The organism is Streptomyces sp. NPDC002265 (assembly GCF_040296125.1).
In the GTDB taxonomy this organism is placed as follows: Bacteria; Actinomycetota; Actinomycetes; order Streptomycetales; family Streptomycetaceae; genus Streptomyces.
The window spans coordinates 35,911-44,164 of record NZ_JBEOWS010000035.1 but is presented as its reverse complement, the minus strand read 5'-3'; the positions used below and the strand labels follow the sequence as shown (position 1 = coordinate 44,164).

8 protein-coding genes are annotated in these 8,254 nt (G+C 74.0%); 5 read left to right on the top strand and 3 right to left on the bottom strand.

Going from position 1 to position 8,254, the window contains the following annotated elements:
• From ABT085_RS09400 to ABT085_RS09385, 4 genes are all read left to right on the top strand, one after another.
• Window positions 1-978 (top strand): tetratricopeptide repeat protein (locus ABT085_RS09400; protein ID WP_351603926.1); only part of this gene is annotated, 978 nt, incomplete at its 5' end.
• Between the two features lie 3 nt (window positions 979-981).
• Window positions 982-2,442 carry a PP2C family protein-serine/threonine phosphatase gene (locus tag ABT085_RS09395; RefSeq protein WP_351603924.1) on the top strand — a complete coding sequence of 487 codons (1,461 nt, stop codon included), beginning with the start codon at window positions 982-984 and terminating at the stop codon, window positions 2,440-2,442.
• A 111-nt stretch (window positions 2,443-2,553) separates the two neighbouring features.
• Window positions 2,554-3,903, top strand: coding sequence for a vWA domain-containing protein (locus ABT085_RS09390; protein ID WP_351603922.1), 1,350 nt, complete (start codon window positions 2,554-2,556; stop codon window positions 3,901-3,903).
• A 95-nt stretch (window positions 3,904-3,998) separates the two neighbouring features.
• Window positions 3,999-5,438 (top strand): FHA domain-containing protein, encoded by a 1,440-nt coding sequence (locus ABT085_RS09385; protein ID WP_351603920.1) that lies wholly within the window; start codon window positions 3,999-4,001, stop codon window positions 5,436-5,438.
• A 126-nt stretch (window positions 5,439-5,564) separates the two neighbouring features.
• Here the strand turns inward: ABT085_RS09385 and ABT085_RS09380 are convergent, their stop codons facing one another.
• A complete protein-coding gene (locus tag ABT085_RS09380; protein WP_351603918.1) occupies window positions 5,565-6,551 on the bottom strand; it encodes a methyltransferase domain-containing protein in 987 nt (328 codons plus the stop codon).
• A 107-nt stretch (window positions 6,552-6,658) separates the two neighbouring features.
• Between ABT085_RS09380 and ABT085_RS09375 the strand changes: the two genes are divergently transcribed.
• Window positions 6,659-7,063, top strand: a complete 405-nt coding sequence (locus ABT085_RS09375) for a globin (protein WP_351603916.1) — start codon at window positions 6,659-6,661, stop codon at window positions 7,061-7,063.
• Window positions 7,064-7,145: 82 nt separating this feature from the next.
• On the opposite strand, the gene ABT085_RS09370 is transcribed toward ABT085_RS09375, so the two are convergent.
• Both ABT085_RS09370 and ABT085_RS09365 read right to left on the bottom strand, forming a co-directional pair.
• Window positions 7,146-7,829: a DUF8010 domain-containing protein gene (locus ABT085_RS09370; RefSeq protein WP_351603914.1), complete on the bottom strand. Its 684-nt coding sequence runs from the start codon at window positions 7,827-7,829 to the stop codon at window positions 7,146-7,148.
• Window positions 7,826-8,251, bottom strand: coding sequence for an acyl-CoA thioesterase (locus ABT085_RS09365; RefSeq protein WP_351603912.1), 426 nt, complete (start codon window positions 8,249-8,251; stop codon window positions 7,826-7,828). The genes ABT085_RS09370 and ABT085_RS09365 overlap by 4 nt, the downstream gene beginning before the upstream one ends.
• Between the last annotated feature and the right edge of the window lie 3 nt (window positions 8,252-8,254).

The window sequence follows — 8,254 nt, the reverse complement described above, 5'->3', positions numbered from 1 at the left end:
CGGGCCGGGGCCGGCCCGGTTCCCGTGGCCGGACTCGTCCGGCAGATCGCCACCCCGGCCGCCGCGCTCGCCCTCCCGGTGCCGCACGTCGACCCGACCGACCCCAACGCCGGTTTCCTGGCGGGCCTGATGACCTCGGCACCGGCCGAGCTGATCAGCGCGCTGTCGGCCGTGCCCGCCCCGTCCGTCGAGACCCGGCTGCGGCAGGTCCGGGCCCGGCTGGAGCACGGCGACCCGGCGGCCGCGCTGAGTTCCCTGGGCGCGCTGGAGGAGGAGCGCCCGGACGACTGGCGGGTGGTCTGGTACCGGGGCGTGGCCGCGCTGGTGACCGGCGACCACGAGGGCGCGGCGCTCTCCTTCGACGCGGTCTACGACGCCTTCCCGGGCGAGAACGCGCCCAAGCTGGCGCTCGGCCTGTGCGCCGAGGTGCTCGGGCAGCTGGACAACGCGGCCGAGTACTACCGCCTGGTGTGGTCGACCGACCCGAGCTATGTGAGCGCCGCGTTCGGCCTGGCCCGTGTCCAGCTCGCGACCGGGGACCGCCGTGCGGCCGTACGGACGCTGGAGTCGGTGCCGGAGTCGTCCATCCACTACACGGCCGGCCGGGTGGCGGCGGTGCGCGCGCGGCTGCGGCAGCGGACGGCGACCTCCGCGGACGTGTCGTTCCCGGAGGATCTCAGCGCCGCCGCGGCGCAGGTAGAGGCGCTGGACGCGTACGGTCTGGATCCGACGCGGCGCGAGCAGTTGTCCACGGAAGTGCTCGGCTGCGCGCTGGACTGGATACTCTCCGGAGGCCGGGCTTCCGCCCCCACCGCCTCCGGGGAGCGGGCGCTGCTCGGCAGCGGCCTGGACGAACGGGGCCTCAGGTTCGGCCTGGAGCGCTCGTACCGCACGCTGGCCCGGCTGGCGACCGGCGGCGAGGAGAGGATCGACCTGGTGGAACGTGCCAACCGTTACCGCCCCCGGACGTGGGTGTAGGTGATGTCCCAGATGTCCCAGCAGGCCGCCCTGGCGCGATGCCCGAGCTGCGAGGAGCCGCTCGAGGCGGGCGACCGTTTCTGCGGTGCGTGCGGATACGACCTGTCCGCCGTGCCGCCGCAGCCGGACGACCATCCGACGCTCACCATGAACAGCCCGGCACCGCACCAGGCAGCCGCGCCGACGCCACGGACGCCACCGGCTCCCGAGGCCGCCGGGGCCCCTTCGGCCCCCGCGGTTCCGCAGGCCTCCACGGCCCCTTCGGCTCCCGTGGTCCCGCAGGCCCCTGTAGCCCCGCAACCCCCCGCGGTCCCGCCCGCTCCCGCGGTTCCGCAGGCCTCCGTGGCCCCTTCGGCCCCCGTGGTTCCGCAGGCCTCCGTGGCCCCTTCAGGTCCCGTGGTGCCGCCGCCCGCCCCGGCGCCCTCGGCCCGTCCGGCGGCCGTCCCCGCCACCGGCGTGCGCTTCGACCGGCCGCCGGAGCCCGAGGAGTACGCCCTCCAGGCGCCCGACCCGCGCGTGGCCGCCGAACTCGCCGCACCGGCCGAGGAACCCAAGGTGTGCGTCGCCTGCCGGACCGGCCGGGTCGACCACGACGGCTACTGCGAGGTCTGCGGGCACGCCCAGCCGCGCGAACGCGACCACATGGAGCAGGAGTCCGGCCCGATCGCCGCCGTCAGCGACCGGGGCCTGCGCCACCACCGCAACGAGGACGCGTTCGCCGTCTGCACGAGCGCTCTGCCCGACGGCTCCCCCGCGCTGGTCGCGATCGTCTGCGACGGCGTCTCCTCCGCGACCCGTCCCGACGACGCCTCGCTCGCCGCCTCCCGCGCGGCGGGCGACTCCCTGGCGGCCGCCCTGCCGCGCGGCACACACCCGCAGCAGGCGATGCACGACGCGATCGTCGCCGCCTCGCACGCGGTCGACGCGCTGGCCGGGGAACCGGAGACGGCCCGCGAGCACGCCTCGCACCAGAACGCGCCCGCCTGCACCCTGGTCGGCGCCGTGGTCACCACCGGACTGCTGGTCGTCGGCTGGGTCGGCGACAGCCGTGTCTACTGGGTCCCGGCCGACCGCAGTTCACCGCCGGCCCGGCTGACCGAGGACGACTCGTGGGCCGCGCAGATGGTCGCCGCCGGCCTGATGAACGAGGCGGAGGCCTACGCCGACGAGCGCGCCCACGCCATCACCGGCTGGCTCGGCGCCGACGCCTACGAACTGGAGCCGCACACCGCCGCCTTCAAGCCGGACCGGCCCGGTGTGCTGGTGGTGTGCACGGACGGCCTGTGGAACTACGCCGAGGCGGCCGAGGAGATGGCCGAGGTGCTCCCCCTCGACGCCGCCGCACGGCCGCTGCACGGCGCCCGGGTCCTGGTCGGCCACGCGCTGGACGGCGGGGGCCACGACAACGTAACAGTGGCCGTGTTGCCGTTCCCCGCCCCGTCGCCCGGGGCAGGATCGGCCTGAGGCCGCGAACCGGGACGAAGACACGTGCGTACCGACGGACCGGAGGGGACCGGTCCGTACCGAGACATCACCCCCGCAAACGTGGGGGCTCCTAGGGGGATTTGAGCAGGTATGGCCAACTTCTCGAAGTCGAACGTGCCGCAGTTCTCGGTGGACGTCTACCAGAACGAGTACCTCCCGGAGGGCGGTCGCGAGGTCAACGCGATCGTCACGGTCACCGCGACGGGCGGCGGCACGGTCGGCAGCCCGGCCTCGGCCCCACAGGTGTACACACCGGGGCGGGGTCCGTCCGCGGGCGTGGCGATCATGGTCGACTGTTCGGGCTCGATGGACTACCCGGCCACGAAGATGCGCAACGCCCGCGACGCCACGGCCGCCGCCATCGACACCCTGCGCGACGGCGTGCACTTCGCGGTGATCGGCGGCACCCATGTGGCCAAGGAGGTCTATCCGGGCGGCGGCCGCCTCTCGGTGGCCTCCGCGACCACCCGCGACCAGGCCAAGCAGGCGCTGCGCAAGCTGAGCGCCGGCGGCGGTACGGCCATCGGCACCTGGCTGCGGCTCGCCGAGAGTCTGCTGTCCTCGGCCGACGTCGCCATACGTCACGGCATCCTGCTCACCGACGGCCGCAACGAGCACGAGTCGGCGCAGGACCTCAAGGCGTCCCTGGACCACTGCGCGGGCCGCTTCACCTGTGACGCACGCGGGGTCGGCACCGACTGGGAAGTGAAAGAAGTCACAGGGATCGCCTCCGCGCTGCTCGGCACCGCCGACATCGTCGCCGACCCGGCCGGACTCGCCGCCGACTTCACGCGGATGATGGAGACGGCCATGGGCAAGGAGGTCGCCGACGTCGCGCTGCGGCTGTGGACCCCGGTCGGCACCTCCGTCAAGTACGTCAAGCAAGTCGCGCCCACGGTCGAGGATCTGACCGACCGCAGAACCGAGGCCGGACCGCGCGCCGGGGACTACCCCACCGGCTCCTGGGGCGACGAGTCCCGCGACTACCACGTGTGCGTCGAGGTCCCGCCCGCGGGCCTGGGCCGGGAGATGCTGGCCGCCCGGATCTCCCTGGTGGTCCCGCAGCCCGGGGGCGAGAGCGCCCCGAACCCGGGCGCACAGGGCCTCGTACGGGCCGTGTGGACCGACGACATGACGGCGTCGACCTCGATCAATCCGCAGGTGGCGCACTACACCGGCCAGGCCGAACTGGCCCGGGCGATCCAGCAGGGCCTCGACCTTCGCAAAGCGGGCGATTTCGACGGCGCAACGGCCAAGCTGGGCCGTGCCGTTCAGCTCGCCAGCGCCTCCGGGAACGCAGATACTGCGAAACTGCTTGCGAAGGTGGTGGACGTGGTCGACGCGACGACAGGTACTGTGCGATTGAAGGCAAAGGTCGCGGAGGCCGACGAGATGACTCTCGAAACTCGGTCCACAAAGACTGTTCGTGTAAAGAAGTGACCTAGCGGAACACCGCAAGCAGCGAGCCTGGCCCCTCTCGGGGTCGGAGTAAATCCGGTCAGAGCGGCCGGAAAAGGAGAGGGGGAAGCGCCGACATGCCGACCTGCCCGAACGGACATCAGTCGGGTTCCGACGACTGGTGCGAGGTCTGTGGTCACCGCATGGCCGGTGCCGTGCCTCCGCCCCCTCCGCCGCCCCCGCCGGGCGACTACGGCTTCCCGCCGCCGCCTCCCGGCCCCGGCGGCCAGCAGGGCCACGGCGGCCGGCATCTGTCCGCCGTGCCCGGCACCGAGCCCGAGCTCTGCCCCCAGTGCCGTACGCCCCGCGAGAACGGTGCGCCGTTCTGCGAGGAGTGCCGGTGGAACTTCCTCACCAACACGGCGACCTCCTACACCCCGGCCGCCCCGCGCCCGCGCCCGCCCGCGCCCGGCCCGGCCGTCCGCTTCCAGCAGCCGCCCGGCGGTCCCGGTGGCCCGGGGGGTCCCGGTGGCCCCGGCGGCCCGGGTCCCTCCTTCGGCGGCGGTGACGCCTTCGACTACCAGAGCTCCCGGCCGTCGCAGGTGAACCGGCCCGCCGAGCCGATCCCGCCGTTCGGCGGCGACCCGTCGGCTCCGCCGTTCGGCGCGGACCCCTCGCAGCGGCCCGGACCGCAGTCCGGCCAGCCCGGCCAGGGCGGTCCCGGTCAGCAGGGCCCCGGTCAGCAGGGCCCCGGCCGTCCGGGCCCGTCCGGGTTCCCCGGCTCCTCCCCGGCTCCCGGATTCGGCGCGGACCCCTCGCGGCCCGTTCCGCCGCCCACCTCCGGCGGCCCCGGCGGCTTCGGCGGTCCTGGTGCGCCCGGTCCCGGTGTGCCGAACGGCGCCGCGCAGATGTACCAGCAGTCCGGCCCGCAGGCCCCGCCGATGTTCCCGCAGGAGACGGGCCGTCCGCCGCAGGGCGGTCCCCAGCAGGGCGGGCCGTCCTTCGGCGACGACGACTGGGTGATCTCCCCGCCCTCGGGCAACGCTCCGGGCGGCCCCGGTGGCCCCGGTGGTCCGGGCGGCCCCGGTGCGCCCGGCGGCGGTGGCTACGGCTACCCGCAGCCCGGTGCGACGCAGGGCCCGCCGCCCGGCTCCGGCTTCCCGCAGCAGCCGGCGACCTGGACGGCGACCATCGGTCCGGACCGTACGTACTTCATGGCGATGATGCAGCGCTCCGGGCCCGAGGCCGCGGGCCTGAACCTGCCCGCGTACTCGCCCGAGCAGCAGCGCACGCTCACCGGCAACCAGATCACCATCGGCCGTCGCCGCCACTCCACCGGCGAGACCCCCGACGTGGACCTCTCGGTGCCGCCGGAGGACCCGGGCGTCTCGCACCAGCACGCCGTGCTGGTGCAGCAGCCCGACGGCGGCTGGGCGGTCGTCGACCAGAACTCGACGAACGGCACGACGGTCAACGGCTCCGAGGAACCGATTCAGCCCTTCGTGCCGGTACCGCTCCAGGACGGCGACCAGGTGCACGTGGGCGCCTGGACGACGATCACCATCCGGCGGGGCTGAGCGAGCCGGACCGGCCGACCGGCGGGAACGGCCGCCGGTTCGCCGGTCAGCCGGTTCGTCGGTCGGCCTGCCAGCCGGTTCGCCGGTCGTCCGGTTCGCCGGTCGTCCGGTTCGCCGGTCGTCCGGTCAGCCCGGGAGGGGCCACACGTACGGCCCCTCCGGGTCGTCCAGCCACGCCCACGCCGAGCCGCCGGCGACCGTGACTCCGTAGCGCTCGCGCTGCGGTGCGTGCTCGCGGTCCCACAGCGCGTACGCCTCCTGCGGATCGAGGCTGCCGCGGCTGAGCGTGAGCAGGAACCGGAGCAGTTCGTGGTCCCGGAGGGCCCGTGGCACCCCGCTCGTCGAGGCCGCGGCATCCGGCCGTGGACGGCCCTCGCCGCGCAGCGGCACGAAGTAGGCGGGCGTGTGCAGGAAGTGTCCCTCGGCGCGCTCCGCGTCCCGTACGGTCAGGGTGATCAGGCCGGTGGCCAGCGGCGCCAGGATCCGGGCACCGGGATCGCACTGGGCGAGCCAGGCGCGCGGGATCGACGTGAGCGTGCAGGTGGCGATGATCCGGTCGAACGGGGCCCGCTCGGGAACCCCGCGCGCGCCGTCTCCGGTGACGACGGCGGGGTGGTACCCGGCCGCCGCGAGGTGCTGGCGGGCCGACTCGGTGATCTCCGGATACAGGTCGACGGTGGTGACCCGGTCCTCGCCGAGGCGGTACGACAGCAGCGCCGCGTTGTACCCGGTGCCCGCGCCGATCTCCAGGACCCGGCTGTCGTCCGTCACCCGCAGCTCCGCCAGCATCTGGGCCATGAGGGACGGCTGGCTGCTGGAGGAGACCAGCTCGCCGTCGCGCAGCCGGGTGGCGAGCGGGGCGTCGGCGTACGCGCCGCGCATCCAGCGCTCCCGGGCCCGCAGGTCGGGGTCCTCGCCCCAGCAGCGCTCGTAGCTGCCCAGGGCGCCGACGTAGTAGTACGGCACGAAGAGGTGCCGCGGGACCGCCGCGAACGCCTCCCGCCAGGCCGGATCCGGGTCGAAGGCGCCGCTGATCCCGATCTCGCGCACCAGCGCGGCCCGCGCCGAGGCGGCGATGTCCTCCAGGTCCTTGTCGAGCGCACGCGTGCCCATAGCTCCACTGTCCTGCGCGACGGCGCCCGAGGCGAACCAGCTCCCGGTGGCCTTGGCCAGGTCCTAAGCCTTGAGTCCTCCGCCACCCCGTCTGAGACCATGGGGACGTGAAAGAGATTCGGCGCGGCACGCTTCAGGAGCAGACCTTCTACGAGCAGGTCGGCGGGGAGGAGACCTTCCGTCGGCTCGTCCACCGTTTCTACGAGGGAGTCGCCGAGGACCCGATCCTGCGGCCCATGTACCCGGAGGAGGACCTGGGCCCGGCCGAGGAGCGCATGGCGCTGTTCCTCATGCAGTACTGGGGCGGCCCCACGACCTACAGCGAGAACCGCGGCCACCCCCGGCTGCGCATGCGCCACGCCCCGTTCACCGTCGACCGGGCCGCGCACGACGCCTGGCTCGGGCGTATGCGGGACGCCGTCGACGACCTCGGCCTGTCCGAGGAGCACGAGACGACGCTGTGGAACTACCTGACGTACGCGGCGGCCTCGATGGTGAACACGCCGGAGTGAGGCCCGCGGGCTGCCGGGGCGGACCCTGCCGGGGTCCGGTCCGGGAGCTCGGACCCGCGCGGGCACGCGGTCCCGCGCGGGGTCAGCGGACGCTGACGCCCAGCGTCCCGAGTCCCGCCGTCCGTACGGCGATCGACCCGTACGGCGTGCGCAGCCGCAGCCACGCACCCGACGAGAACATCCCCAACTCCGCCTCGGCGGACGTCTTCACCGCGCGCAGGAAGCCCAGTGACTGGGCCGCGTGCACGACCCGCACCGGCAGCCGGGTCTCGCCCACCGTCCGGGACCAGATCTCCCGCCCGATCCGGTCGAGTTCGGTCCGGGTACGCCGGCCGTCCGGCAGCTCACCGGTCCGGGAACGGAACTCGGTGACGGCCGCGGCGACCAGGCTGCGCAGGCCGTCCGGCGCCGGCAGCCCCGGCTCGGCCTTCCAGCCACCCCGCGGCGGCAGCACCCCCGCCCACGGCGGCCCGGTCACGGCGGCCGGGACGGTGGCCGTGGCCGCCTTCTCGTCCACCGACTCCAGGAGCTCACCGGCGGACACGGTCACGTCGAGCGTGACGTCGAGCCCGTTCTCGTACGGCTTGGCCAGCCGCACCGCCCGGATGGCCAGCACCTCGAAGGACGGCGGCCGGCCGAACACCGCGAGTGCGGTGCCGGCCGCCTGAAGACGCACCGCCGCCGAACGGTCGTAGTGGAGCAGTCGGGAGAGGAAGGCCGCGAGGTCCGCGGCCTCCCCCTCGTCGGCGAGGTGGAGCACCGTCATGCGGCGACGGCCTCGCCCTCGTCGGCGCTCTCGTGGTCGTCCATGTACTCCTGCAGGAACTCCCGCTCCTCCGCGGTGATCCGCCGGGGCCGCTGCTGTGCGAAGTCGAACGGCACTATCACCGTCGAGGCCCGGACATAGACCTGGTCCGGGTCCTTGACCTCGTAGTTGATCGTGAAGGACGCCGCCCTGACCTGGGTGACCCACAGCTCGATGTCCACCGGCGCGTGCCGGTGGACGAGCTGGCGCTTGTAGTCGATCTCGTGGCGCGCCACCACCGACCCCTGCTGGAAGTCCTTGTCCGGACGGAAGAGGAAGTCGATACGGGCTTCCTCCAGGTACCGGAGGAACACCACATTGTTGATGTGCCCGTACGCGTCCATGTCCGCCCAGCGCAGCGGGCAGCGGTAGATGTGCCGCAAGAT

What these genes read in the sequence shown, in the direction of transcription:
- ABT085_RS09370 (WP_351603914.1), bottom strand. Translation starts at nt 7,829, where the DNA reads ATGACGGTGCTCCACCTCGCCGACGAGGGGGAGGCCGCGGACCTCGCG.
- ABT085_RS09395 (WP_351603924.1), top strand. Translation starts at nt 982, where the DNA reads ATGTCCCAGATGTCCCAGCAGGCCGCCCTGGCGCGATGCCCGAGCTGC.
- ABT085_RS09385 (WP_351603920.1), top strand. Translation starts at nt 3,999, where the DNA reads ATGCCGACCTGCCCGAACGGACATCAGTCGGGTTCCGACGACTGGTGC.
- ABT085_RS09380 (WP_351603918.1), bottom strand. Translation starts at nt 6,551, where the DNA reads ATGGGCACGCGTGCGCTCGACAAGGACCTGGAGGACATCGCCGCCTCG.
- ABT085_RS09390 (WP_351603922.1), top strand. Translation starts at nt 2,554, where the DNA reads ATGGCCAACTTCTCGAAGTCGAACGTGCCGCAGTTCTCGGTGGACGTC.